Source organism: Candidatus Palauibacter sp., from assembly GCF_965213655.1.
In the GTDB taxonomy this organism is placed as follows: Bacteria; Gemmatimonadota; Gemmatimonadetes; order Palauibacterales; family Palauibacteraceae; genus Palauibacter.
The window spans coordinates 3,073,499-3,098,990 of sequence record NZ_CBDBZT010000003.1 but is presented as its reverse complement, the minus strand read 5'-3'; the positions used below and the strand labels follow the sequence as shown (position 1 = coordinate 3,098,990).

20 protein-coding genes and 1 pseudogene are annotated in these 25,492 nt (G+C 68.4%); 10 read left to right on the top strand and 11 right to left on the bottom strand.

Annotated features, from left to right (window positions below; translation table 11 throughout):
- Nucleotide 1: 1 nt before the first annotated feature.
- Nucleotides 2–532 carry a thioredoxin family protein gene (locus ACOOGH_RS15850; RefSeq protein ID WP_420449840.1) on the bottom strand — a complete coding sequence of 177 codons (531 nt, stop codon included), beginning with the start codon at nucleotides 530–532 and terminating at the stop codon, nucleotides 2–4.
- Nucleotides 533–613: 81 nt separating this feature from the next.
- On the opposite strand from ACOOGH_RS15850, the gene ACOOGH_RS15845 reads away from it, so the two are divergent.
- Entirely contained in the window at nucleotides 614–1,573 is a 960-nt protein-coding gene (locus ACOOGH_RS15845) for a dimethylarginine dimethylaminohydrolase family protein (protein WP_420449839.1), read from the top strand.
- Nucleotides 1,570–2,109, top strand: coding sequence for an SRPBCC family protein (locus tag ACOOGH_RS15840; RefSeq protein ID WP_420449838.1), 540 nt, complete (start codon nucleotides 1,570–1,572; stop codon nucleotides 2,107–2,109). The genes ACOOGH_RS15845 and ACOOGH_RS15840 overlap by 4 nt, the downstream gene beginning before the upstream one ends.
- Nucleotides 2,110–2,130: 21 nt before the next feature.
- Here the strand turns inward: ACOOGH_RS15840 and ACOOGH_RS15835 are convergent, their stop codons facing one another.
- Complete coding sequence (locus ACOOGH_RS15835; protein ID WP_420449837.1) at nucleotides 2,131–2,748, bottom strand: MarC family protein; 618 nt, start codon at nucleotides 2,746–2,748, stop codon at nucleotides 2,131–2,133.
- 118 nt (nucleotides 2,749–2,866) lie between these two features.
- Between ACOOGH_RS15835 and ACOOGH_RS15830 the strand changes: the two genes are divergently transcribed.
- The gene (locus ACOOGH_RS15830; protein WP_420449836.1) at nucleotides 2,867–4,318 is read left to right on the top strand and encodes a serine hydrolase domain-containing protein; all 1,452 of its coding nucleotides are present in this window, start codon (nucleotides 2,867–2,869) and stop codon (nucleotides 4,316–4,318) included.
- A gap of 52 nt (nucleotides 4,319–4,370) precedes the next feature.
- Here the strand turns inward: ACOOGH_RS15830 and ACOOGH_RS15825 are convergent, their stop codons facing one another.
- A complete protein-coding gene (locus ACOOGH_RS15825; protein ID WP_420449835.1) occupies nucleotides 4,371–4,988 on the bottom strand; it encodes an MBL fold metallo-hydrolase in 618 nt (205 codons plus the stop codon).
- 170 nt (nucleotides 4,989–5,158) lie between these two features.
- On the opposite strand from ACOOGH_RS15825, the gene ACOOGH_RS15820 reads away from it, so the two are divergent.
- From ACOOGH_RS15820 to ACOOGH_RS15805, 4 genes and pseudogenes are all read left to right on the top strand, one after another.
- Complete coding sequence (locus tag ACOOGH_RS15820; RefSeq protein WP_420449834.1) at nucleotides 5,159–6,517, top strand: MATE family efflux transporter; 1,359 nt, start codon at nucleotides 5,159–5,161, stop codon at nucleotides 6,515–6,517.
- A 608-nt stretch (nucleotides 6,518–7,125) separates the two neighbouring features.
- Nucleotides 7,126–7,491, top strand: a pseudogene (locus tag ACOOGH_RS15815) (GLPGLI family protein); the annotation flags it as partial.
- A 41-nt stretch (nucleotides 7,492–7,532) separates the two neighbouring features.
- The gene (locus ACOOGH_RS15810) at nucleotides 7,533–10,364 is read left to right on the top strand and encodes an outer membrane beta-barrel protein (protein WP_420449833.1); all 2,832 of its coding nucleotides are present in this window, start codon (nucleotides 7,533–7,535) and stop codon (nucleotides 10,362–10,364) included.
- 37 nt (nucleotides 10,365–10,401) lie between these two features.
- A complete protein-coding gene (locus ACOOGH_RS15805) occupies nucleotides 10,402–11,499 on the top strand; it encodes an acyltransferase family protein (RefSeq protein WP_420449832.1) in 1,098 nt (365 codons plus the stop codon).
- Here the strand turns inward: ACOOGH_RS15805 and ACOOGH_RS15800 are convergent.
- The 8 genes from ACOOGH_RS15800 to ACOOGH_RS15765 form a co-directional block, all read right to left on the bottom strand.
- A complete protein-coding gene (locus ACOOGH_RS15800) occupies nucleotides 11,489–12,667 on the bottom strand; it encodes a multidrug effflux MFS transporter (protein WP_420450149.1) in 1,179 nt (392 codons plus the stop codon). The genes ACOOGH_RS15805 and ACOOGH_RS15800 overlap by 11 nt on opposite strands.
- Before the next feature lie 72 nt (nucleotides 12,668–12,739).
- On the bottom strand, nucleotides 12,740–13,726 hold the full coding sequence (locus ACOOGH_RS15795; RefSeq protein ID WP_420449831.1) for a hypothetical protein: 987 nt from the start codon (nucleotides 13,724–13,726) through the stop codon (nucleotides 12,740–12,742).
- A 113-nt stretch (nucleotides 13,727–13,839) separates the two neighbouring features.
- Nucleotides 13,840–16,245: a molybdopterin cofactor-binding domain-containing protein gene (locus ACOOGH_RS15790; RefSeq protein WP_420449830.1), complete on the bottom strand. Its 2,406-nt coding sequence runs from the start codon at nucleotides 16,243–16,245 to the stop codon at nucleotides 13,840–13,842.
- Nucleotides 16,242–16,724: a (2Fe-2S)-binding protein gene (locus ACOOGH_RS15785; RefSeq protein ID WP_420450148.1), complete on the bottom strand. Its 483-nt coding sequence runs from the start codon at nucleotides 16,722–16,724 to the stop codon at nucleotides 16,242–16,244. The genes ACOOGH_RS15790 and ACOOGH_RS15785 overlap by 4 nt, the downstream gene beginning before the upstream one ends.
- Nucleotides 16,721–18,250, bottom strand: coding sequence for a tannase/feruloyl esterase family alpha/beta hydrolase (locus ACOOGH_RS15780; protein WP_420449829.1), 1,530 nt, complete (start codon nucleotides 18,248–18,250; stop codon nucleotides 16,721–16,723). Before ACOOGH_RS15780 ends, ACOOGH_RS15785 begins: the two co-directional genes overlap by 4 nt.
- Before the next feature lie 140 nt (nucleotides 18,251–18,390).
- Nucleotides 18,391–19,878, bottom strand: a complete 1,488-nt coding sequence (locus tag ACOOGH_RS15775) for a M56 family metallopeptidase (protein WP_420449828.1) — start codon at nucleotides 19,876–19,878, stop codon at nucleotides 18,391–18,393.
- Nucleotides 19,875–20,249: a BlaI/MecI/CopY family transcriptional regulator gene (locus tag ACOOGH_RS15770; protein WP_420449827.1), complete on the bottom strand. Its 375-nt coding sequence runs from the start codon at nucleotides 20,247–20,249 to the stop codon at nucleotides 19,875–19,877. Before ACOOGH_RS15770 ends, ACOOGH_RS15775 begins: the two co-directional genes overlap by 4 nt.
- 155 nt (nucleotides 20,250–20,404) lie before the next feature.
- A complete protein-coding gene (locus ACOOGH_RS15765) occupies nucleotides 20,405–21,307 on the bottom strand; it encodes a 3-hydroxyacyl-CoA dehydrogenase family protein (protein ID WP_420449826.1) in 903 nt (300 codons plus the stop codon).
- 165 nt (nucleotides 21,308–21,472) lie between these two features.
- Here ACOOGH_RS15765 and ACOOGH_RS15760 point away from each other — a divergent pair, with 165 nt between their 5' ends.
- From ACOOGH_RS15760 to ACOOGH_RS15750, 3 genes are read left to right on the top strand one after another with little or no spacing between them, the layout of a single operon-like run.
- Nucleotides 21,473–22,444 carry a 3-keto-5-aminohexanoate cleavage protein gene (locus tag ACOOGH_RS15760; protein ID WP_420449825.1) on the top strand — a complete coding sequence of 324 codons (972 nt, stop codon included), beginning with the start codon at nucleotides 21,473–21,475 and terminating at the stop codon, nucleotides 22,442–22,444.
- A 16-nt stretch (nucleotides 22,445–22,460) separates the two neighbouring features.
- Complete coding sequence (locus ACOOGH_RS15755) at nucleotides 22,461–23,960, top strand: APC family permease (RefSeq protein WP_420449824.1); 1,500 nt, start codon at nucleotides 22,461–22,463, stop codon at nucleotides 23,958–23,960.
- Entirely contained in the window at nucleotides 23,957–25,474 is a 1,518-nt protein-coding gene (locus tag ACOOGH_RS15750; protein ID WP_420449823.1) for an aminotransferase class V-fold PLP-dependent enzyme, read from the top strand. The genes ACOOGH_RS15755 and ACOOGH_RS15750 overlap by 4 nt, the downstream gene beginning before the upstream one ends.
- Nucleotides 25,475–25,492: the final 18 nt, after the last annotated feature.

The following is a 25,492-nucleotide window of genomic DNA, read 5'->3' as shown; positions in this document are numbered from 1 at the left end:
CTCAGTCGGCGGCGGCCGCGCTCTCCAGAATGCTGAGGAATTCGTCCAGCGAGGTGCGGCCCTTGTCCCGGGCGTAGTAGCGCCGAACCTCTCGATACCGGTCCGTCGGCTCCAGCTTCATCCCCTCCGTCATCACCCATTCCTGGATCGGCGCCGGCCGGGGGCCCCACCACCCCCGCTCGCGGAACGCCTCGTCGTAGACGATGAGGATGGGGATGGAGCGACTCGTCCCGTTCGTGAGATGGGCATCCATCAGATCCGGGTTCTCGTCCCGCAGGAGGACGCGCAGTTCGATGTTCCCGGCCGCTTCGGCCAGCCGGTCGAACACGGGGAGGGTGTTGATCGCGTCTCCGCACCAGTCTTCGGTGAGCGCGATGACGTGCCACAGGCCGGGAATGGCGCGGGCGCGCTCCAGCGTTGCCTCGTCCACCGCCGCGCGGCGGGCCAGCGCGTGCCACAGGTCGCGGTTCTTCTCGACCGTCTCCAGGTATGCGGAGAAGGTGGAGGCGTCGCGGAAGCGGTTTCGGTTCAAGGCTGCAATCCCTCGTGAAGGGTTGCCGAACAGGGGCGTCGTGGCCAGCGAAGGTACCGGCGGCGCGGTAGCTTCAGCCAGATGAACGAGCTGCCGCAGAACCGCGTTCGACCGGACGGCGGCGCGACCGCCGCGACCGCGAGTTTCGGCGTTTCCGGCATGGTGGCGCCGCTCAGGCGGGTGGCGATGCGCCGGCCGGGCCGGGCGACGCTGGAGGCGGATCCGGCGCGCTGGCACTACGCGGGGCCGATCGAGCCCGACCGGCTGCTCCGCCAGTACGACGCGTTCGCGGCATGCGTCGCGGCCTCGGGCGCCGCGGTCGAGTGGATCGGCGGCTCGGCGGACGACGGTCTCGCCGACGCGATGTTCCCGTTCGACCCCTCCTTCATGACGCCCGGCGGCCCGATCCTGCTGCGGCCGGGCAAGACGCTGCGGCAGCCCGAGGTGGCGAGCCACGAGGCGCTTTACCGGCGGCTCGGCGTGCCGGTGATGGGTGCCATCGAAGCTCCGGGGACCGCCGAAGGCGGTGACCTCCTGTGGGTAGACGATGCCACGCTCGCGGTAGGCCGGGGCTTCCGTACGAACCAGGCGGGGATTGACCAGCTCCGCAATCTTCTGGCGCCGCTCGGAATACAGGTCCTCGTCTTCGACCTCCCGATGTGGCAGGGAAGCGCCGCCTGCCTTCACCTCCTGTCGCTGGTCAGCCCGCTGGACCGGGATCTGGCGCTCATCTACCCCCGACTCTTCCCCGTCGCGCTCTACGAAGTGATGCGGGAGCGCGGCATCCGGTGTCTGGAAGCGGGGGATGACGAGTTCATGGCTTCGGGAGGACTGAACCTCAACGTCCTCGCGACGGCCCCGCGGCGATGCATCGCGCTCGGCGGGTTCCCGGAGACCGTCCGGCTCATGAGAGAGGCGGGCTGCGACGTCACGCTCTTCGACGGGGACGCACTCTGCATCCCCTGTGAAGGCGGCCCGACCTGCCTCACGCTGCCCATCCTGCGCGACCATCGATCCCCGTTGACGGAAACGATCCCGTGAATCGCACACTGAAACGCATCATCATCGGCATGCTCGTCGTCGTCGCGAGCCTGGTCGGGGTCGTCTACGGCGTCGGCAGTGCGCTGCCGCAGGAACACGTGGCGGCGGTGCGCGCCGAGTTCGCCGTCCCCGCGGAGGAGATCTTCGCGACCGTCGTCGACTACCGGGCGTATCCCGAATGGCGGCCCTCCGTCGAGAGCATCGAGGAACTCCCGGCGCGAGACGGGAAGCCGGCCTGGCTCGAACTCGGGGCGACCGGGCCGCTTCCCATGGAGTTGACGGAGAGCGAGCCCCCGAGCCGGCTCGTGTCGACGATCCTGTCGGAGGGCTTGCCCTTCGGAGGCCGCTGGATCTTCGAGATCGAACCCACGACCGCGGGTGCGACCGTCACGATTACCGAGGAGGGGGAGGTCTACAGTCCCGTCTTCCGCTTCGTGAGCCGCTACCTCATGGGGCACCACGCCACCATGTCGCTCTTCCTCTCCGATCTCGCCGCTCATTTCGACGAGAACATCGTCGTCGACATCGTCCCCTAACCGGCCCGGCGCCCAGGGCTGCTAGCCGGCGAAGAACTCCCGGATGCCGCCGAGGCACATCTGGCAGCCGATGGCGAGCAGGATGAGGCCCGAGAAGCGCTCGAAGATCCGGACCGCCCGTCGGCTCAGCGCGTGCGAGAGGAAGCTGGCTGCCAGCAGGACCGCGAGCACGCCCACGGCTGAGACGAGTACCGCGATGAGCGTGGCGACGGGAATCCCGATCAACGCGCCGGCCTCATCGAGCGCCAGCGTGATGACTGCCGTGATCGCCGCCGGCCCCGCGATGAGTGGCATGACGAGCGGGACCCAGAGATGGTCTTCCGTCTCTCCCGGGGCCCGACGCACGCCCGTGATTCCGAATCCGCCGCCGCGGAGCATCTCGAGCGCGGCGAGGATGACGACGAGCCCGCCCGCTGTCCGGAACGCGGCGAAGCTCACGTCGAACACCGCGAGGATGCGCGCTCCCGCGACCGCGGCGACGGTGAGCACGATCAGAACGCCCACCGCAACCTTCACGGCCGCGCGCCGGAGTTCCGAACGCGAAAATCCGTCCGTAGCCGCGAAGAAGAAGGGCAGCTCGGCGAGCGGATTGGTGAGCGCGATGAGCGCAATGCAGCCGTAGAGAATCTGGTCGATCACGGGGACACGATATTTCCGGGCTCGGGAATGCGCGACCTGCCAGTCCTTGGCCGCGCGCGTGGAACCCCCCAATGTTCATCCGGTTCCAGGGGATCTCGTCCAGCCTTCGGGGGAAGTCATGAAACGCCTCACGCTTGCGGCCATCGCGCTTGTCTTCGTCGCTCCGACCGCCGCCGCTGCCCAGCAGGAGCAGACCTACGACTACTTCGCGCCGCAAAGGGAGATGATCCAGCGCGGCGTTCAGGCCATCCTCCAGTGCAACGGCCTGTTCACAGGAGAGCGGACGCTGGAGCAGGTCTTCGAGCAGGAACTCGCCTACCTGAGCGACCCGGTCGGCACGGCCGAGGGCGGCGACTACGAGGTGGACTGGGAGAGGAAGGCCGTCGCGATCGGGGCTCCCGGAGCGATCCCGACGATGCGGGCCGCGTTCCGCGAGGGGATCGGGTGCGTGATCATGTCGCCGGACCAGACGTTCGACGACATCGACGACCTCCCGATCCTGAGCACGCCGCCGCTGGCTGGTGATCCCGCCGCCATGGCGTGGCCCGACGGTGACCTCGTCGAGAGCCGCCCGCTGCCGGCCGGCGTCGATCCCGTCGCGCTCCAGGCCGCCTCCGACTGGTCATTCGACCGGGCGTCTCCAGAGCAGGTGACGCTCAGCCTCATCGTCATGCACGACGGGCAGATCATCCACGAGCGCTATGCCCCCGGCATCAACAAGTTCACGAAGACGCGGACGTGGTCGACCGCGAAGAGCATCGCCTCGACGCTCATCGGCATGCTCGTCGACGAGGGGAAGCTGGGGCTCGACGACCCCCTCCCCTTCGACTGGCTCCCGGACAACGCGGGCTCCGCGGAGACGGATCCCCGGCGCGAGATCACCCTCCGCCACGCACTCAACATGTCGAGCGGACTCTATCCAGTGGACAGCTGGGGGATGGAGTACGCGACCGGTTCGGGCTTCTCCTACTGGGCCGGCGCGAGTTCGGTGGACGGGGCGCGCAACCGTACGCTCATGCGGGAGCCGGGGACGTTCTGGGACTACGAGAACTACGACACGCTGCTCGGCGTGTACGCGATGAAGCAGGCGATCGGCGACCCGCAGGCCTATCTCGAGTTCCCGCGGGAACGTCTCCTCGACAGGATCGGGATGCGGAACACGTACCTCAGCACCGACCGCTTCGGCGACTTCATCATGAGCAGCCAGGTCTACACGACGGCCCGGGATCTGGCCCGCTTCGGCCTCCTCTACGCCCAGAACGGGATGTGGAAGGACGAGCGCCTGATCTCCGAGGATTGGATCGACTTCGTGCGTACGCCCGCTCCCGCCACGTCCGAGACCGGGAACTTCTACGGCGGCCAGTTCTGGCTCGTGCCCGACGACCGCACGGACGTGCCGAAGGGCGCCTACTCGACCGCCGGCAACCGCGGCCAGTTCGTCGTCATCGTCCCGTCACACGACGTGGTCATCGTCCGCCGCGGACTCGACTACGGCCGGCAGGGCTTCGACCGCTGGGACATGACGCGAGAGGTCCTCAAGGCCTTCGAGCCCGTAGCCACGAACCCCTGACGCCACACGGCGCGGGGGTCACGGCTGGCGAGGGATCTCGGTCTGACGGGGGTCAGACCCAGCGGCCGCTGTGGAGCTGTAGGACGAAGGGGTTGGTGTCGCGCTCCAGCCCCACGGTGGTCTCGGGGCCGTGTCCGGGGTAGAGCCGCGTCTCGGGCGGTAGCGTCAACACCTGTGAGCGGATCGAGTCCATGAGCACGCCGTAATCCCCGCTCGGCAGGTCCGTCCGCCCGATCGAACCCCGGAAGATCACGTCACCGACGATCGCGACGGGGTGTGACGTGGAGACTAGCATGACGTGTCCGGGAGCGTGGCCCGGCACGAACGCGACCTCGAACTCCGAACCGCCGAAGGCGACGTTCTCGCCGGGAACGAAGTCGACGTCGGGAGGCGGCGGCTCCACGCAGGGCACCCCGAAAACGAGCGCCTGGTTCGCCACGTTGTCGTAGAGCGGCCGGTCCAGCGGATGGAGAAAGATGGGCGCCCCCGTCTCCGCCTTCGCCTCCTTGAGGCCGTCGATGTGGTCCAGGTGGGCGTGCGTCACGAGGAGTGCCGCGATGTCCAGGTCGCGGGCGCGCGCCTCGGCCAGCGCCTCGGGTGTGGCGGCTCCGGGATCGATCAAGAGCCCCGTGCGGCCGTCCTCGCACACCACGAGCAGCGTGTTCTGCACGAACGGTCCGCCCGTGAACGTCAGAATCTCGATGTCGCGCCCCCTTCTGTTCCCCGTCTCGGCGACCCTCCCGCCGGTTGAGGCGGAGTCTATCCGCGGCGCTGTGGGGCGGCAACGGATTTGCCTTTCCCGATTTGCCTTTCCCAACTCGTCGGACGCAGGATGGCGCGATGAATCTCGCCCCGCGCCGCGCGGACCTCGCGCGCATGCTCCGTCTGGCCCTCCCGATCGTGACCGTCCAGGTCGGCATCATGATGATGGGCGTCGTCGACACACTCATGGTCGGCCACCTGTCGGCGACCGATCTCGCCGCGGTCGGCCTGGGCAACCTCTACTTCTTTCAGATCGCCGTCTTCGGCATGGGCGTGCTGATGGCCCTCGATCCCATCGTGTCTCAGGGAGTCGGGGCGGGAGACCATGAGTCGGCGGCGCGGGGGATTCAGCGGGCGCTCGTTCTAACCCTCTTCCTGACCGTAGTTACTTCACTGCTCTTCGTGCCCGCGGCGCGCGTGTTCGAGTTTCTTCGGCAGCCGGCGGACGTCGTGCCGGTGGCGGGAGGCTACGCGCTGGGATCGATCCTCGGGATGCTTCCGTTCTACGCGTTCGTTGTGCTGCGACAGAGTCTGCAGGCAATGGGTCGCGTGGAGCCGATCGTGTGGACGATCACGGGGGCGAACCTGCTGAACGCCTTCCTCAACTGGGTGCTGATCTACGGCAACCTCGGGGTTCCGCAGCTGGGGGCCGTGGGTTCGGCGTGGGGATCGAGCCTGGCGCGCTGGTGCATGGCGGCGGCGTTGCTCGCGCTGTCGTGGCCGTCGATGCGTCCCTATCTGGGCCGCTTCCGGCGCGAGGCTCTCGACCGCCGCGCGCTCGCGCGCATGGTGAGGTTGGGCACGCCCATCGGTTTCCAGCACCAACTGGAGTTCGGCGCCTTCGCGGTGATCGGCGTCATGATGGGCTGGCTCGGCACCGAAGCGATGGCCGGGCACCAGATCGCCCTCAACCTCGCCGCGCTCACCTTCATGGTACCGTACGGGATCGGGGGCGCCTCCGCCGTGCGGGTGGGACTCGCCGTCGGACGGGAGGACATGGGCGGGGCGCGGCGGGCCGCGGCCGCCGGGATCCAGCTCAGCGGCGTCTTCATGCTCGCGACGGCGGCGGCCTTCCTCCTCTTCCCACGCTTCTGGGCCGGCCTCTATTCGCACGACCTCCCGGTCATCGCGATCGCCGCGTCCCTGATCCCGATCGCCGGCGTCTTCCAGGTCACCGACGGCCTCCAGACCGTCGCGGCCGGCGTGCTGCGCGGCGCCGGTGACACGTTCACGCCCTTCCTCGTCAACGCCCTCGGCTTCTGGCTGCTCGGCGTGCCGGTGAGCTACTTCCTCGCCTTCCGCGCCGACTGGGGGCCGCGCGGCCTGTGGTGGGGCCTGGCCGCCGGGCTCGCCGTGGTCGCCGTCCTCCTCTTCGCTCGCATGCGCAGCGTCCTGCGCCGCGACGTGCGGCGCGTGGCGATCGACGCGCCGACCTGATTCTCAGGTGGACACCGAGTCACTTTCAATCGGTCGCCCTTCCGCTCTCAATCGGTAAACTCTCGCCCTTACAACGTGACCTTGGCGCCGTGTGTCCCATCTAACGGATAACGGACGACAAACGGCGGGTTCCATGACTACACGACGACGGTTCGAGCGACGGTTACAGCTTTTCCTTCCGGCGGCCCTGCCGGTGGCCATTGCGGCCATCGCGCCCGCGGCGCTGGGCGCGCAGGCGGGTCACGTGCACTACCTGCGCTCGGTGCAGTACGACTTTCACGTGCCGGAGCGCTGGGCGGAGTTGCGCGACCGGATCGCGGCGCAGAGCGCGGCCACCATGGTTCTTCTCTTCGACGGCTCGCACTCCATCATGATGCCGGATCCGGAGGAGGAGGAAGAGGCGCGCGGGAGCGGCGCCGGCGACTCGGATCGGATGGACCGCCGCGCGCTCGGGATGGCGCTGCGATTGCGGATGGAGTCGGCTTCGCGCAGCGATCAGGAGGACATGATCCAGGCCTACGTGGACTTCGGGAGCGGGGCGATCACGGAAACGCGCGAGTTCATGGGCCGCACGTTCCTCATCTCGGGGGGATCGGCCCACGTACCAGTGGAAACTCGGCACGGAGCAGCGCGAGTTCCTCGGATACATGGTCCAGGAGGCGACGGCCGTCCACAACGGGGCGGAGATCGAAGCCTGGTTCACGCCCCAGATCCCGGTGCAGGCGGGCCCGGCGGACTTCGGGGGGCTTCCCGGGCTCATCCTCGTGCTCTCCGTCGACGGTGGGCACCTGCTCTACTCGGCGACAGAAGTGAACCTCGAGGGACTCGGCGACGTCGAGATCGCACCGCCGACGGAGGGAGACATGGTCACGCGCGAGGAGTACGAAGCCCTCGTGGCGGAGAAGATCGAGGAAATCCAAGCTACGCGCGGCGCCGGCAACCGGCGTCGCCCCTTCGACGGGGGGCTCCGATGAGGCGGCTGACGACTCCTTCGACGTCCGTGGCGCGGCCGGGCATGATCCTGGCGTTGCTCGCGAGCGGGCTCGTATTCGCGGCGCTAACCCCGCGTGCCGTCCAGGCCCAGGCCGAATACACGGTGAGCGGCATGATCGCCGACACGCAGGGCGGGGGTCTGAGCGGCGCCATGGTGGTGGCGCTGGCGAAGCCCGACTCGGTGCTGACCCGGTTCACGACCTCCAACGGCAGCGGCGCCTTCGCCATCGAAGGCCTCGGAGCCGGCGAGTACGTCCTGCAGGTGACGCTCCTCGGACATGGAACGGTGCGGCAGGACCTCTCGCTTACCGGCGAGGACGTGAACGTCGGCACCATCAACCTCGAAGTGATGGCGGTGGAGATGGACCCGCTCGTCGTTACGCTCGACCACGTCCCGTTCCTGAACCGGCGGGACACCCTGGGCTACAACGCGCTCGCCTTTCGCACGCGGCCCAACGCTACGGTCGAGGACTTGCTGCGGCAGCTTCCCGGCATCGAGGTCGAGAACGACGGGTCGATCACTGCGCAGGGCGAAGAGGTCGAGAACGTCCTCGTGGACGGCAGGGAGTTCTTCGGGGGCGACCCCACGATGGCGACCCAGAACCTGCCCGCCGAAGCCGTGGACCGAGTGGAGGTCTACGACAAGGAATCGGACATGGCCGAGTTCACGGGCATCGCCGACGGCGAGGAAGAGCGCACGATCAACCTGGAACTCAAGGAAGAGGCGCGGTCGGGCTATTTCGGCCGTACGTCGGGCGGACTCGGGGCGGACGTGGAGAACGCGTCCGTCTCCCCCGGGTTCGGCGAGCGCGCGACCGCGCGGCTCCCCGCCACCAGCGAATCCGGGACGGTGGCCGGCGGGATCCCGTACGCGGGCGCCCTGTCGATCAACCGTTTCTCCCCCGCCACGCAGCTTGCCCTCGTCGGAAGCGCGAACAACGTGAACCAGGCCGGGTTCGGGTGGGGCGATGCGATGTCGTTCGGCGGACGGGATTTCGGCCGCAGCGGCGGAGGCGACGACGGACTCACCGAGACCGCCATGCTGGGGCTCAACGTCAACCACGATTTTGGCGGGAACGACGATAACTGGATCCGGACGAGTTACCGTCTCAGCGCGCTCGACAACTTCCAGAACGAGACGCGAAGGCAGGAGCAACTCCTCGGCACGAGCGCTTCCTCCCTCGTCGATCGCGCCACGCGCACGGACACCGAAAACGCGAGCCATCGGGTCAACCTCAATTCTCAGTTCACGCTCGCGGAGGGCCATGAACTGCGGCTCCGCGGGAACCTGAACGCGCGCACCTCTCTCCTCGATCGCGTGGACTTCCAGGACACGCACTCTGGCACCGGGCAGTTCCTCACGGCCGCGGCGACGAACTACGACGTGGACAGCGACGACGTGGGCGGCGATGCCCGACTCACGTGGCGAAAGCGACTCGACGACAGCGGACGGAGTCTCTTCGCGGAGGCCCGGGTGAACCTCAGCGATTCCGACCGCCTGACGAACCTCGCGTCGTCGATCGAGGGCAACGTGGAGAACCCGCGGGCCCGGGCTGGCGACGTGCTCCAGGAGCAGACGAATATCGGGCAGACGCTGACGCACTCGGTCCGTCTCTCGATGACCCAGCCCATGCCCGCCGGCTCCATGCTCGAGGTCTACGGCGAACGGAGCGCGACCGACGAGGACGAGAACCAGTCGGTGTTCGATATCGGGCCTGACGGCCGGACGCTGAACCCGCTCCTCACCTCCGGATTCGAGCGCACGTACAGCTACCTGCGCGGGGGCTTCCGCTTCAACCGTACCAACGAGGCGGGACGGCTCACATTTGGCGTGCGGGTCCAGAGCTCGAACCTCGAGGGCACGATTCTCGACCGCAGCGAGGAGATCACCAACGGATACACGCACGTCCTGCCCAACGCCGAATACCGGCTGCAGCTCGACGACATGCGCACGCTTCAGTTCCGCTACTCGACTTCGACGCGCGAGCCGCGCATGACGGACCTCCAGCCCTTCGTCGACAATCGCGATCCGCTGCGGATCCGGGAGGGGAATCCGGACCTGCAGCCGGAGTACACGCACCGTCTGCGGACGGAATACCGCTTCTTCGACACGTTCAGCTTCGTCAACCTGTTCACGTACGCGAACGTCAGCGTCACGACGAACGACATCTCCCAGGCCCGGACGGTGACGGAGCGGGGGCTCCAGACGATCTCGCCCGTGAACCTCGGGCGCGCGTGGTCGGCGGACGGGGGCGCGAGCTTCGGGACGCCGCTGCGCTGGATGGGCGGGCAGGTGGACGTGAACTACAACCTCGGATACTCCAGTTCGAACGAGTTCGTGAACCAGGTCGAGAACCTGAGCCGGTCGCTCTCGCACACCGTCGGGATCGAACTTGAGAACCGCGCCAAGGAGGACTACGACGTGCGCGGCGGCGCCAAGGTGACGCTGAGCGACGTCAGCTATTCCCTGAACGAGGAATTGAACGAGGACTACGTCAACTCCACGCTGTACGGGAGCGCGGATGTCCATCTGGGGGCGTGGACGCTGGGCACGGAGTTCCAGTGGAGGCTCTACGACCAGGACCTGTTCGGCCCGGGGCGGAATGTCGCGCTCTGGGAGGCTTCCCTGCAGCGCCGCATCCTGAACGACCAGGCCGAGATCCGGCTGGTGGGGTTCGACCTTCTGGGCCAGAATCAGGGTGTGTCGTACACGAACTCGCCCGGATTCATCCAGGAGCGCCGGGTCGAGTCGCTCACGCAGTACGTGATGCTGAACTTCACCTGGTACCTCGGGAACCGCTCCATGGCCGGCGCCGGTGGCAGGGGTCGCGGCGGAGACCGCTCTCGCAGGTAGCCCGAAGAACAGCTTCCAGCGCAGCACGGGGTTCGTCATGACCGAACCGGCGGGTGGGCGCGTCGTCTCGCTCGACGCGTTCCGGGGGTTGACGATCGCGGCGATGATCCTCGTCAACAATCCCGGCAGTTGGAGCTACGTCTACGCGCCCTTCGCCCACGCGGAATGGCACGGGTGGACGCCCACCGACCTCATCTTCCCCTACTTCCTCTTCATCGTCGGCGTCGCGATCCCCTTCTCCTTCTCGCGCCGCCTCGCGGAGGGCACGGACCGGAGCCGGCTGTTCCGGCACGTCGTACGCCGCTCGCTCATTCTGATCGGGTTGGGCCTCGCGATGCGGGCGATCCCGGACTTCGACCTGTTCGACATGCGCCTCTACGGCGTCTTGCAGCGCATCGGGCTCGTGTACTGCGCGGCGGCGGCGCTCTATCTGTGGGGGTCCGCCCGCGTGCGGTGGGCCGCGGTGGGCGTGCTCCTGTTCGGGTACTGGGCCCTCGTGGCGGGGGACCTGTCGCCGGACGGTAATCTCGGCGCCCGTATCGACCGATTCCTGATGGGAGACCGGCTGTGGCAGGGGACGTGGGATCCGGAGGGACTCCTCTCCACGCTGCCGGCCGTCGGGACGTGCCTGCTGGGGATCTTCTGCGGCGAATGGCTGCGGACTGATCGCTCCAGAGGCAAGATCGCGCGCGGCATGTGGATCGCCGGCGCCTCGCTCGTCGTGCTCGGACTCGCGTGGCATACAGTTTTCCCGATCAACAAGAACCTGTGGTCGAGTTCCTACGTCCTGTTCAGCGCGGGGACGGCCCTGCTCCTGTTCGGCGCCATGTACTGGGCGATCGACGCGAAGCGGATCCGGGACGGCTGGCGCGGGGCGTGGGTGACGCCGTTCGTCGTGTACGGGATGAATTCGATCGCGGTGTTCGTCGCCTCCGGCATGTTCGCCAAGACGCTGACCCGCATCCGGGTCGGGGGCGACGGAGGCATGTCGCTGAGCGCGTGGCTGTACGAGAACGCCTTCAGGTCGTGGGCGGGCGACTACGGCGGATCGCTCGCGATGGCGCTGGCCCAGGTCGTGTTCTGGCTGGGCGTCATGTGGCTCCTCCACCGGCGCGGTACGTACATCAAGATCTGACCTGCGCGGGGGACGGACCGTTCCGCTCGCTCCCGCCGCTCCCGGCCCACCACATGGCGGCAAGCGTCCCCGCTCCGAAGACGGCGAAGGCGGCGATCTGCGCGTACATGGTCCCGTCGAAGCCGTGGGCCACGAGCGCGCCGGCCGGCACCGCGATGAACGTGGAGAGCGACGCGACGACGGCCGCTCCCACGCCGGCGATGTGGCCGAGCGGCTTCATCGCGAGGGCGTTGAGATTCCCGAACACGAGCCCGATGCAGAAGAAGGCGATGAGCATGTAGCCCATGAAGAGCCAGAATGGCGGGAGCCCGTCGAAGACGATGGACAGGCCGCAGGTGACGGCCGAGACCAGCGTGCTCGCCGCCGTCGCGCCCCTCGAGAGACGCCGCATCCCGTGCTTCATCACCAGGCGTCCGTTCAGCAGCGAGGCGCACCCGAATGAGAGGGCGACCACGCCGAACCAGAGCGGGAAGAGCGCGCCGGTTCCATAGGCGTCCTGGAAGATCTGCTGGGACGAACTCAGGTAGGCGAGGAAGGGCGCGAAGGCGCATCCCGCGGCGAGGGTGTATCCGAATGCGGCGCGGATCCTCAGGACCTCGAGGACGGCCCGGCCGATGTCCCGCGGGGAGAAGGGTCGGCGGTGGTCGGCGGGCAGCGTCTCGGGCTGGCGAAGCGAGAACCACGCCAGCGCGATCGCAGCGACGGCGAGGATCGTGCCGAAGATCATCCGCCAGCCTCCGAGCCACAGGATTCCCTGGCCGAGAGCCGGAGCGACGGTGGGCACAAGGATGAACACCGCCATCGCGAAGGACATGAGGCGAGCCATGCGGCGGCCTTCGTACTGATCGCGCACCATGGCCATGGTCACGATGCGCGGGGCCGCCACCCCGATGCCCTGCAGGACGCGGCCTGCGACCATCACATCGAAGCTCGGCGCGAGGATGCTCACGAGGCAGCCGGCCATGAACAGGAGGAGACCGGCATGGATGGCGGCTCTGCGCCCGATCCGGTCGGAGAGCGGGCCGAAGAGGATCTGGCCGAATCCGAGGCCCAGGAACACCGCCGTGATGACGAACTGGGTGTCGTTCCGGTGCAGCACACCGAGGTCGGCGCCGATCGCAGGCAGCGCCGGCAGCATCGCGTCGATCGAGAGCGCGACGAGCGACATCAACAGGGCGACGAGCGCTACGAACTCGCCGGGACGCAGGGCCGGGGGCTGGATGTCTTGGCCTAGTCTAGCCTAGCAGGGCCGCGCCTCAACGTTCGCCTCCAGTCGCAGACGCAGGACGTACTCGACGCCCAGTGCATCGGATGCCACGACATGGATGCGGCCGCCGGAGCCGACTTCGGTCAGCGACACGTTGTGCGGCACCGATGCGGAGCCGCGGTACGCACCGCAGTTGTCGAGCAGATCCCAGGTGCTGCGTGCATCGGAGCCGGGCTCGCGCCGTATCCAGAACCAGCCCTCCGGCGAGATGTCCAGTTCCATCCGTTTGGAGCCGACCGCGCCCGCCAACGACATCGTGCGTAGCGTATCTCCCGTGAACGAGAGTGCCCACAGGCGCGGCTCGTTGATGCCGGTGCCCCACAGCTCGCCGGCGGGCGAGACCGCCCAGGCTGTCTGCGGAGGCTCGTGGCTGTCGATGGTATAGGTGTGGGTGGCTCCCCGGGTTCGCCGCGTCCGTGGCGGTCCCCTGATGACCGCTCGCGCCTCGATCCGAAGCATACGCTCAGATACGAACGTGAATTCCGAATCCGCCGTCCCGCGCGCAAGGTAAGCGTAAGTTGAATCGCTGCCCCCGGATGGCCCCTGCAGGACTTGGTACAGGCGACCCCGTACATCGACTCGGAACACCGTCCCCATGGGCTCTCTGTTGCCTGGGAGAAACCCCGGTGCCCGCGTTTCGCGCGCGTACTCCGCTCCCAGAGAATCCAGCACGAGAAGATTTAGACCGTCATCGATCCACAGCCGGTCCCGAAGTGCGTCCCACGTAACCCGGGTCGACACCGCGGCGGGCCAGTACCGCCTCTCGCCCGGTCCGTCGCCCTCGGGCGCCAGCCGCCGCACGAACCGTCCGTCACGGTCAAAGAGTCGGACCTCCCTCCAGCCCACGTCGGCCACATAGATCCGGCCGCCGGCATCGACCGCAAGATCATCGATGTTGGCGAATACGTCGGGGCCCGACCCGTCGACCCGTCCCAGCCGCAACTCCTCGACCAGTCTCAACTCGGCGCTCTGCGCGGTTACGGATCCCGCGCAGAACGCCGAAACTAGAACCGTGAGGCCTAGACTGTTACGGTGATTTCGCGAGTGCATGAGAAACGTGCGAAAGCAATTTCTCAAGAGACGCCCGCCGCCGTGAGTTCGGCGAGGACGCGCTCGGGGCGCAGAGGGATGCGGCGCATGCGCACGCCGGTCGCGTCGTGGATCGCGTTGGCCACGGCGGCCGGGACCGTGCGGTGCGAGGGCTCGCCCGCCCCGTAGTGCGGCAGATCCGGACGGTCCGGGTTCGGATCGCCGTTCACGATCACGACATCGATCTGCTCGGGCGCGTCCCTGTGTGTGATCGTCGGGTGCGTGCGCCAGTCGACGCTCGTCACCCGCTCCCCGTCGAACTGCACCTCCTCGTACAGCGTTCGGCTGATCCCGTGCAGGAGGTTGCCCTGGATCGTGCTCTCGAGGCCGTCCGGATTGATCACGAGGCCGCAGTCGTGCGCGCACACCATGCGCTTCACCCACACGCGCCCGCTCTCCCGGTCGACCTCCACCTCGGCGATGGTGGCAACAGCCGTCTGTATGCGGTACGCGTAGGAGATGCCGCGCCCCGTGAGGATGCGCCCGTCTCCCAGCGCGCGGGGCGAGGGCCTCGGTTCCCAGCCGTACGCCTCGGCGGCCGCTTCGACGACGGCGATGGAGCGGGCCCTCCGGAACGTCGCGTCGTCATCGGTCGTGCCGCGCAGGAGACGGAGGCGGAACTCGATCGGGTCCGCGTTCGCGGCCGCCGCCATCTCATCGATGAACGACTCGCCGGCGAAGGCCGTCTGCGGGCCGTTGGGATCGCGCAGGTTGCCGGTGCGGAGCGGCGTCTCGAAGGCGAGCGGGAAACGGACGGCCCGCGTCTCCTCGCGCCGGTTCGGGATGTGGTACATCTCGTCCGGCCCCCGGCCGCCGCCCGGAGGCGGCCGTTCGGGCCGGATCCCCATGAGCTGGGCGATGAGCACGGTGTCGGCCTGGTTGTACCCGACGTGCGCGTAGTTGGCGATCCGGGCGCGGTAGTCGAGCCCGACCACGTTCCCCGCCTCGTCGAGACCCCCGCGCAGGTCAATGGCGAAGGCCGGGCCTTTCGTATCCCACGCCGTCTCCTCGTGCCGCATCCACTGCATCCGGACGGGTCGGCCCAGTTCGCGGGCCAGGTACGCCGCCTCGAAGCCCGCATCGTCCGCCGCCGTGCGCCCGTAGAGCTGCGGTCCCTCCATCCAGATCACCCGCACCCGCTCCGGCGGCATGCCCAGGAACTCGGCGATCCCGGTGCGGTGGCTGTAGGGCTTCATGTCGTTCGTATAGATCGTCATCTGCCCGTCGGAGGGGTCGGCCAAGGCGTGGGCCGGCCCGATCGCCGTGTGCCCCTGGAAGGGGATGTCATAGCCGGCTTCGACGACCGTCGCCGCGCCCGCGAGCGCCGCGTCGGGGTCGCCCTCCAGGCGCGGACGGGGAGCATTCCCGTTGCCCGCGCCGACGGGCGTCGCTCCGCGCATGTAGTCGAAGAGGTCCTCCGAGGACGGGAAGGGCGCCGTCTCCGGCTTCTCCCACTCCACGGCGAGGCTCTCCGCCGCCTGGATCGCCTGTTCCTCCCGTTCGCATACGACCGCGACGTAGTTCCCTTCTCGCACCACACGGATCAAGCCGGGGACGTCGCGCACGGAGGACTCGTCGACGGAGACGAGGCGGGCGCCGGCGAAGGGAGGCCGCACGTTCCGCGCGTGGACCATGCCCGGGAGCTTCACGTCGACCGCCCACTCGAGCGACCCGTCGACTTTGGCCGGGATGTCGTACCGCGGGATGGACTGGCCGACGATCTTCAGCTCCTGGACCGCCTTGATAGGCGCGAGGCCGGTCGTCTCGTTGACGTTCCTCCCCGTGAGGGCGACGTCGAAGCGCCGGCCGCCGATCAGTTCGCCGTACGTGGCCGTTTGCGAGGAATCGGAAGCCGCCGAGATGACGCCTTCACTCACCGTGAGTTCGCCCACGGGGACCTCGAACCGCTCCGAGGCCAGTTCCAGCAGGACCCGTCTCGCTTCGGCCGCGACCCGCCGCGCCGCCAGCGCGTCGCGCTCGATGGCGTCGGATCCACCGGAGCCGCCCTGGTCCACGGTCATGTCGGTACGGCCCATGACGAGCGTCGCCTGCTCGTAGGCGAGGTCGAGCTCGTCGCACATCATCTGCCGCATGGCGGTCCCTGTGCCCTGCCCGCCATCGGTCTTGCCGACGTAGAAGGTGGCCGTGCCGTCCTCATGGACGACGAGCCATGAGTCGAGCACCAGGTAGTCCGGATCGGGATACGGGTTCGCCTCCGCGGGATCGCCGGAGCCGTGCCGGCCGAGTCCCGCTACGCCGATGCCTCCTACGCCGCTGAAGCCGAGGACGAAGAGCCCCGATGTCTTCAGGAAGTCGCGACGGGAGGTGCTCCCCTCCCACGGGGCCAGCGCCCTGTCGATCCCCGCCGGCAACTCCGCGGGCGGCCTCACCGATCCACCTCCCCGCCGGCCTCGGCGGCCATCGCTTCGGAGGCGCGTTTCACCGCGGACTGGATGCGGTAGTACGTCATGCAGCGGCAGAGGGCGCCGTTCATCCCCTGGCGGATTTCCTCGTCGCTCGGCGTCGGATTGCGGTCGAGCAGCGCCTTGGCGGTGAGGATCTGGCCGTTCTGGCAGTACCCGCACTGCGGCACCTGCTCGTCGATCCACGCCTGCTGGACCGGATCCAGTTCACCGGCCGCAGACAGCCCTTCGAGCGTGGTGATCTCGCCGGTCGCGCGGGACACCGGCCGCATGCAGGAACGGACTGCGCGCCCGTCCATGAGCACGGTGCACGTCCCGCACTGGCCGAGACCGCAGCCGAACCGGGGCCCTCGCAGTCCGAGGTCGTTGCGGAGGACGTAGAGCAGCGTCGTCGAGGGATCCACATCGACCGTGTGCGTCTCGCCGTTCACCCGCAGCGTGATCATGGAGCGACGCACTCGAAGCTGTCCTCGCGCTTCGGGTCACCGGTGCCGTTGTAGGCGGCGTAGGCCGGCCACGGGCAGACGGGGCGCTGCATCTCCACGCCCTCCTCGCCGAACTTCGTCGCCACGAGCCGCTCGGGGGCCTCGTCCACCTCGACCCACGACTGGATGGCGGCGATCCAGTCGACGAAATCCGGGCCCGGACCGCCGGCGCAGTGCAGCACGCCGGGCAGCATGTACAACCGGGTGTAATCGTCCGCCTCCTCGTCCCCGGCCGCCACACCCTCGTAGTAGTTGATCGTGCCGCTGGCGGGGATCGCGGAGTCCGACCATCCGGTCCAGAGGATCAGCTTGCCGCCCGCCGTCTTGAACCCGCTCAGATCCGTGTCCGTCGCGTTCAGGATCCCGCGGGCGCGGCGCGTGTCCTCCTCCCACGAGAAGTAGTCGCTGAAGTCGTACGCGGAGTAGTCGAAGCCCGGATCGTCGAAGATGATGTACTTGTACATCTGGGTGCCGAAGGCGTAGTGGAGGTTCGGTCCGCCCGGACCGAGCTGCATCTCGCGCCCCGTGACCCACAGCTTCCACCCTCCGTCGTCCGTCTCGCCCCCGAAGGGAAAGCCCGGATAGATGTGACGGTCTCCCACGCGGGCGCCGCCGTAGATCACTTCCGCGGCCGCCCGCTGTTCGTCGGTCAGTCCGGAAATCGACGCGATGTCGACGTCGCATGCCATGGGGTTCGTCATGAACCCGTCTTCGACGCCGTCGTTACCATCGCACGCGTCGAGGATCGCGGCTTCGAGGGTGGCCGCGGCCTCGTCCGTAATCACCGGCGTCGTGAGATCGTTCGGATCGGGATACAGGGCCTGCTGCGTCTGGAGGAAGAAGGCGCCCAGACCGGGCCAGTCGTAGGCGGGGGCGCCGGACACAATGCCGTCGAAGTCGTCCGGATATCGCTGCGACGACATCATCGCCTGGCCGCCGCCGCGGGAGCAGCCGATGAAGTAGGAGTACTCGATGTCGCGCTCGTAGAAGAGGCGAATGATCGTCTTCGCCGCCTCCGCCGTCACGTGAACGGCGCGGTGGCCGAAGTTCACCTCGCGGTCGGGCCGGTCCAGGGCCCAGCTCGCGTCGATGCCGGGGCCCTGGTGTCCGGTATCCGTCCCCGCCGTGGCGAACCCCCGGCTCAGGACCGAGGTCGGCCCCGCGAACTGGAGCGCCTGGTTCTGTACGCTCCCCACGAACCCGCCGCCGCCGCCCATGAGGAAGCGGCCGTTCCAGTCCTCGGCCAGCGGGAGGAGGAGTTCGAAGTGGATCTCCTCGTCGATCGTCCCCCGCACGCGGCAGTGCGCCGGGTCGTTCGCGCCGGCTTCGACCTCCGATACCTCGTCGAGCACAAAGCCGCTCCACGACATGGCGGTCAGCTGGTCGCATGTGAGGGCGGGAACGAGATCGGCCGCGGGGGCGGGGGTGAAGGCGGCCAGAGTCAGGACGGCGGCAAACGAAGCCGCGAAGCGACGCGACGGAGTCATGTGTTTCCCCGGGTCCGAGGGTCCCGCGACGAGCACCTCCGAGCCGACCCGCGGGTCAAGGCTCGGAGGCGCGACCGAACAGAGTTACGGTGCCGTCGGGGACGCCGGGCCGCAACGGTCTCCGGACCCGGGGCCGCGGATCAGTGCGGCCTGTCGGGCAAGCGCAGACGGACCCTGCGGGCCTCCATTTGGGTCCGGAGCATTTGCTGCGCCTCTTCGGGCGTGATTTCGCCTGCTTCGAAGGCCGCGTGGAGTCGGCGCACCTCCATGGCCAACTCAGTCGTCGTCTCCTTCAACTCGGGACCCGACAACTCCTCGAGGTGGTCCGCCACGGTTCCCAGACGCAGCCACAGATCTCTGGGGATCGTTCCCTTCTTGATTTCGCCCGCTCGCAGGCGTTCCGCGAGCTTCTCGCGCGTACTCTCGACCTCAACCTCAAGGCGCTCGACCATTGCGCGCATGCGCGCTTCGACTTCCGGGTCGAGCTCGAGCGCCTGGAAGACTTCGTCTTCGTCCACGTACCCGACGCCCGCTTCCGGATCGACCGCCCATTCTCCCGAGTGGACCAGGTACGTTCCATCTTCCTCCACGTACCCGAACTCCGCTTCCAGACGGACACCTCTTTCCGAGCCGACAGTGGTTTCCGCGCTAGTGACTCCTTCCACGCTGACGACGCCTTCCAGACGCGAGGCGCGCTCGGGCTCGTCCAAGCCCTGCGGGACCGGGGTGTCGCAGGCCAGCGCGAACAGACCCAACCCGGCCGCGGCGGCCATGATGGAAGCCCGGATTCGGGGCCTCCGAGTCGCAGTGCTGATCATCTTCAGTCTCCTTTCGATTACGGAGGGACCGCCACGAATCAAGGCGGGCACCGGATCCGGCGTCCGCCGGCATCCGGCGGCGACCGTCAAGAGAAGGCGCGCGTAGGCTCGCGCCGGTGTGCCACGGGCCAGAACGCGGCGGTCGCAATCCCCTTCAACGGCGAGACGGAGCCTTGCGAGCGACCACCAGACCGCGGGATTCCAGGGCGAGAGCGAGGCGAGCAGGAGCCCCACCGCCAGGAGTGCGGGATCGCGCGCCCGCACATGCTCCCGTTCGTGGAGCACGACCATCTCGAGCTCCCTTTCGCCGAGTCCGAAGCTCCACGACGGGAGGACGATCCAGGACCGGATCAGCCCCACGACCGCCGGCCCGAACCGCTCCGACCGCAGGACTTCCTCTCCGCAGACCTCCCGAGGCTCCCACGTCGCCCGCAGTCGCCGCAGACGGAGGCAAAGCAGGGCGAAGAAAATGAGGACGAGTACGGAGCCCAGGAGCCAGAGGGCTCCGAGAGCGTCCTCCGGCCCGATCCCGGCGAGCATGTTCCCACTCCGTTCGGGGATCGCCGCTCCCGGCGTCCCGAGTTGGTAGAGAGCGTGGACGGGCAGAGCGAAGGATCCGGGACCGCCCCCGGGCGTTGCGGCGGGAAGGAATCGGGGAAGGAACGGCGCCAGTCCGCCGACCCCGAGAGCGCCGATCCAGATCCACCGGGTCGGACGTCCGGCGGCTCGGAGACCCCGGTCGAGGAACCACGCGGCCCCGCCGACGAGGGCGGCGATAATCAGTCCGTAGATCATCGTGGCGAGAGTCATGGCTCGCTCTCCTCCAGTTCATCGAGGATGCGCCGCATGCGCTCCAGTTCCTCCGGCGACACCTCCCGACCCGAGATGAGCTGGGCCAGAACGAGTTCCGCCGACCCGCCGAAGATCTTGTCCCGGATCCGGGACAGGGCCGTCTCTCCGGCCGCCTCGGAGGCGACGAGCGGGAAGTAGCGATAGGCGCGGCCCTCGGCCTCGTGCCCGACGGCGCCCTTCTTCTCCAGGATCTGGAGGATCTTGAGCACCGTCGTGTAGCCGACCCCATCCTCGAGCGCATCCTGAACCTCGCTCACGGAACCGGACCCCCTGCGCCACAGGACGCTCATGATGTCCAACTCGCGGTCGCTGAACGTCGGATCCTTCACGGCTTCCACCTCCCTCTTCGGCACCCTCGACCGATCTTGTACGAACATCTTCGTACGAAACGATACGTGGTGCCTCGTGCTCTGTCAACGAAGGTCTTCGTAAGAGGAGAAACTCCGGAAGCCGATTCGGTTGTCCGGGGCCCTCCCCGCCGGCGTCAGGCGTCCGGGCTGGTGAGCCAGTCTTCCCGCTCGAAGGCGGGAGACGGATAGGTGTAGAAGCCCTTCCCCGACTTCACACCGAGTTCTCCCCGCTCGATCATCCGCTCGAGGAATTCGGGAGGCCGGTCCGACGGGTCGCCCGACGCCTCGTGGTAGACGTTCTCGATGTCGCGGATGACGTCGAGCCCGACGGCGTCCATCAGGCCGCACGGGCCGATGGGGGTCCCCCAGTCGAGCATCCACGCGCGGTCGATCTCCTCCGCGCTCAGGTAGCCCCCGGCGATCAGGTGCAGCGCTTCTTTCTTGATCGCACGCCAGATGCGGTTCGTCGGGTAGCCCTGGATCTCACGGCGGGCCACGATCGGCACGAGGCCCAGTTGGCGGAGGAACCGTTTGGCGGCTTCGGTCGTCTCGGGAGCGGTTCCAGGGTGCCCCATCACCTCGACCTTGAGGTGCTCCGGGGTGCCGAAGTTCATGTTCGTGAACCGGGCCGGGCGTCCCGTGGATTCCGCGAGCCACGAGCCCGGCAGGGATGACGTGTTCGAGGCGATGAGGGCGGTGGACGGAGCCGCCGCGCCGATGCGGGCCAGGACGACGCGCTTGAGTTCGAGATCCTCGGGCACCGTCTCGATGACCCAGTCGGCGTCGCGCACGCACGCCTCCAGGTCGTCGCAGGTCTCCACCAGCGAGCGCGCCTCCGCGAGCGTGGCGCCGGAGCGTTCCGCATCGGCCTCGAGCAGGAGATGCACAGCCGGCAGCGCCTCGGCGAGGGCCGCGCCGGAGACATCATGGAGTCTTGCACGGACGCCGCGCGCCGCGCACCCGTAGGCTATCCGGCGCCCCATGGTGCCTGCGCCGACGATGGCAACGGTCCGTACCACCCCCACCGCTTCGGACATGACATCCCCCGACTCTTGTGAATGGCTCTCGCGAATCCCTCTTGTGAATCCGCGTTCCGCGATCAAGGCTCCCGGGACGATCATGAGCCTCCGGCGAGGCGACAGCCAGCGCTTCACCCCAAACCCCCGACCCAGCGGATACGGGGGAAGATGCCGAGGAATCGAGTGACTGAGACAGCGAGCGAAACGTGGAACTACGGCGATCCCTACGCCTACATGGAGCGGGTCACCGGCGGGATGCCCCCCGTGATCATCTGCCTCGCCTCCAACGGCGGCATCCAGGGCAAGGAATACAACGATGCCCTGCCCGAGACCGCGGAGGAACTGGCCGAATCCGTGGGTGAGGCGTACGACGCGGGCGCCTCGATGGTGCATATCCACGCCCGGAACCCCGAGACGTTGTGGAAGGGCGCGACGACGCCCGAGGTGTGGCTGGACGCGAACCGCCGCCTGCGCGAGCGCTGCCCCGGGATCATCATCAACAACACCACGGGCGGCGACCTGTGGATGGACGATGAACAGCGCCTGTCCTGCCTCGACGCCAATCCGGAAGTCGCGTCGCTGAACCTCGCCCCGGACATGGGGAAGTTCAGACTCAAGCCGCGCGGTGAGGAATTCACGCACCCCCGGCCGGTGATCGAGTACGACGACTGCGTGCCGTTTTCGTACAGGCAGATCGCGCACTTCGCGGCGGAGATGAAGGCGCGCGGGATCAAGCCGGAGCTCGAGACCTATCATCCCGGCTGCGGGTGGGTGATCCGGGATCTCATCGCGCAGGATCTCATCGAGCCGCCGTACTGGGTGCAGACGGTGATGGGCTACCAGACGTCGAGTTGGCCCACGGTGGACAACGTCGTGAACATGGTGCGGGAGTTCCCCGAGGGATCGGTGTGGCTCTGCTCCGGCATCGGCCCGCACCAGCTGCCGATGACCGCGCTCGCCACCCTCATGGGCGGACACGTCCGGGTGGGGCTCGAGGACAACATCTACTACCGGCGCGGGGAGAAAGTGCGCAGCAACCGGCAACTCGTGGAGCGGGCCGTGCGGATCGCGCACGAGTTGAACCGGGAGGTCGCCACGCCCGCGCAGGCGCGCGAGATGCTCGGCCTCTCGGCCACCCCGTCGCAGTACAGCTGAGGTCAGGAGCGAGCGCGTGACCGAGCAAGTGACCGAACCCATGGCTGAGCCCGGCGCGTCGGACTCCGGGCGGGAGCGGGAGGTCCTCGGGAGGGGGATCCGGCTTCGTTCCCTCTTCTCGCTCGCCTTCGGGACGATCATCGGGGTGGGCTGGATCACTGTCATGGGTGCGTGGCTGAGCGGCGCCGGGGTGCTGGGGGCCATCATCGCCTTTGTGGTCGGCGGCCTCGGCATGCTCGCCATCGGCCTCTGCTACGCCGAGATGGCCGCCGCGTACCCGGTCACGGGGGGCGAGGTCGCCTACGTGTTCGAGGCGTGGGGCGCGCGCTGGAGCTTCGCCTGCGCCTGGTTCCTCGGCTTCATCTACATCTTCACCACCTCCTTCGAGGCGATCTCCGTCGAATGGGTCGTCTCCGCGCTCGTCCCGGGCTTCGGCGGTCCGGTCATCTACACGCTGCTGGGGCAGGAGGTGCGGCTGTGGAGCCTCGCGCTCGGGCTCGCGGTCATGGCCGTCATCGCGATCATCAACTACCGGGGCGGGAAGACGGCCGCCTGGTTCCAGGATCTGATGACGGGCGGGCTCATCGTCCTCACCCTGATCTTCGTCATCGCCGGGGTGGCGGGAGGCAGCGCCGCCAACCTCGAACCCATGTTCACGGGGACGACACCGGGCGCCGCGCTGGCCGGCGTGGCCGTGGTGCTCGCGACCGCCGGGTTCTGGTACGCGGGGTTCGACACGATCCCACAGGCGATGGAAGAAGTGGAGTCGGGCGCCCGACTGCGGCTCCTCCCGCGCGTGATCGGCGCCTCGATCGTGTTCGCACTCCTCTTCTACTGTCTCGTGATCCTGGCGACCGCGATGAGCCTTCCGCGCCCGCAACTGCTCGCGGCGGAACTCCCGGCCGCCGCGGCGATCGAGGCGGCCTTTACGTCACCGCTTCTCGGGCGCGTCGTTCTGTTCGCGGGGCTGTGCGGATTGATCACGACATGGAACGCGCTCTTTTTCGCGGCCACGCGCATCGTGTTCGCCATGGCGCGGGCCCACATGATCCCGCACCGGCTCGCCGCGGTGCATGAGCGACACGGCTCGCCGTCGACCGCCGTGATATTCGTCGCGGTCATGGGGGCCGTGGGCGCGCTGTTCGGGCGAAACGCGATCCTGGTGATCGTCGGCGGCGCCTCGATCTCGGCCGGAGTGGTCTTTCTCGTCGTCGTGCTCGGCGTCCTCCGGCTGCGAAAGACGCGGCCCGATCAGCCGCGCCCCTACACCGTGCCCGGAGGTCGGGCGTTCCTGTACCTCAGCGCCCTTCTCGCGCTGGGGCTGGCGGCCGTCGCCGCGTGGGAGCCCTTCCGCGCCGCAGGGGGGCGCATCCCCGCCGAGTGGATCGTGCTCGCCGCCTGGTCCGCGCTGGGCTTCGTCTTCTACCGGGCGGCCGCTCCGCTGCGCAGAACCGTGAGCGAGGAGAGGTTGCGGTGGCTGATCCTCAGCGAAGGAGAGCCGGGGGACGCACCATGAACACGAGTCGACGTCACTTCCTCCGCCGGTCGGCAGGCGCGCTGGCCCTGGCTCCGATCATGCCCGTGCGACGGCTTGCCCTCCAGGGCGGGTCGGACGGCGCGCCCGACGACGCTGCCAGCCGCTCGCCAGCCGGTCCGGGGAATCCGCAGGAAGCGTGGGTGGCGCGGGCGCGGGCCGAGATCCCCGCCTCGACGGAGAGCCTGTACTTCCAGACCGGCGGGATCGGTCCCGCTCCCGAGGCTGTGATCGAACACGTTCAGGAACGGCTGGCCTTCCAGAACAGGAGCCCGGCCGAGCCCCGCATCTCGACCGAGATGGCCCGGATCGAGCCTGACCTGAGGGCCCAGCTTGGGCGCGTGTTCGGCGCGGAGGCCGAGGAGGTCGCGCTCACACACAGCACCTCCGAGGGGATCGCCATCGCTGCCTGGGGCCTTGACTGGGAGCCGGGCGACGAGGTTGTGATTTCCAACCAGGAACACCCCGCCAACGTCATCCCGTGGTACGTCCTCAGGGACCGGTTCGGGATCGTGATCCGCGAGATCGACCTGAACACGGGCACGAGCCTCATCGACGAGGTCCGCGGCCAGCTCTCCGATCGGACGCGGATGGTGAGCATCAGCCACGTGTCGCGGAACAACGGGCGGACGCTGCGGGCCGACGAGTCCGCCGAACTCGGAGACCTCCTGCGCTCCCGCGGCGTGCGCTACCACCTCGACGGCGCGCAGGGCCCCGGCTGTGTCGCCACCGACTTCCGCGCCCTCGGCTGCGACTGCTACTCCACCTGCGGTCACAAGTGGCTGCTCGGCCCCAAGGGCACCGGCGCGCTCTTCGTCCGCCGGGAACTGCTGGACGACGTGCAGCTGAGCTGGGCCGGCTCCCACAGCCACGCGACGATGGACTACGAGGGCGAGTACACGCTGCTCCCCAGCGCCGCGCGGTACGAGTTCGGCACCCGCGGGCTGGCGGATTTCGCCGGCTTCGCCCGCGCCTTGGAGTGGATGGAGAACATCGGCCTGGAGAGGATCGAGGAGCGGATCCAGTCGCTGATCGACCACGCGATCGAGACGGTGGACGCCACGGACGGGCTGGGGGTGTCGTCCCCCCGGTCGCGCCCGGACCGCTCAGGCGTGTTCGTGGTTCAGCTCCCGGATGGGTGCGACGCCACGCAGCTCTACAACGATCTGCGCGAGGACGAGGGGATCCTCGCGTCGCCGGTCCGGCAGGAGCGCGATTTCCGCCTCTCGTCCACTTCTTCAACACCCGCGCCGAGATCGATTCCGCGATCGCGGCCATCTCAGACCGGTGCGCCTGAGCGGCGTTCGGGGTCTTCGAACGCCGCAGTGATCTCTTCGTCCTCGTCGTCAAAATCAGGACCGATCTCGATCCGCCCCTCGAGGCCTCCCGACTGCCGCTGTGCCTCCCCCTTCCGGGCCAGCTTGATCAAGCGGGATAAGAGTGACTTCGCCTTATGCGTGTCGACCTTCATGGGAACTGTCTTCGCTGTGCGGTGAACGGATCGGTGAACAGAG

Bases quoted from the DNA above. Each gene is read 5' to 3' on its own strand.
- ACOOGH_RS15845 (WP_420449839.1), top strand. From the start codon at position 614: ATGAACGAGCTGCCGCAGAACCGCGTTCGACCGGACGGCGGCGCGACC.
- ACOOGH_RS15830 (WP_420449836.1), top strand. From the start codon at position 2,867: ATGAAACGCCTCACGCTTGCGGCCATCGCGCTTGTCTTCGTCGCTCCG.
- ACOOGH_RS15820 (WP_420449834.1), top strand. From the start codon at position 5,159: ATGAATCTCGCCCCGCGCCGCGCGGACCTCGCGCGCATGCTCCGTCTG.
- ACOOGH_RS15810 (WP_420449833.1), top strand. From the start codon at position 7,533: ATGATCCTGGCGTTGCTCGCGAGCGGGCTCGTATTCGCGGCGCTAACC.
- ACOOGH_RS15805 (WP_420449832.1), top strand. From the start codon at position 10,402: ATGACCGAACCGGCGGGTGGGCGCGTCGTCTCGCTCGACGCGTTCCGG.
- ACOOGH_RS15800 (WP_420450149.1), bottom strand. From the start codon at position 12,667: ATGTCGCTCGTCGCGCTCTCGATCGACGCGATGCTGCCGGCGCTGCCT.
- ACOOGH_RS15785 (WP_420450148.1), bottom strand. From the start codon at position 16,724: ATGATCACGCTGCGGGTGAACGGCGAGACGCACACGGTCGATGTGGAT.
- ACOOGH_RS15780 (WP_420449829.1), bottom strand. From the start codon at position 18,250: ATGACTCCGTCGCGTCGCTTCGCGGCTTCGTTTGCCGCCGTCCTGACT.
- ACOOGH_RS15775 (WP_420449828.1), bottom strand. From the start codon at position 19,878: ATGACTCTCGCCACGATGATCTACGGACTGATTATCGCCGCCCTCGTC.
- ACOOGH_RS15765 (WP_420449826.1), bottom strand. From the start codon at position 21,307: ATGTCCGAAGCGGTGGGGGTGGTACGGACCGTTGCCATCGTCGGCGCA.
- ACOOGH_RS15750 (WP_420449823.1), top strand. From the start codon at position 23,957: ATGAACACGAGTCGACGTCACTTCCTCCGCCGGTCGGCAGGCGCGCTG.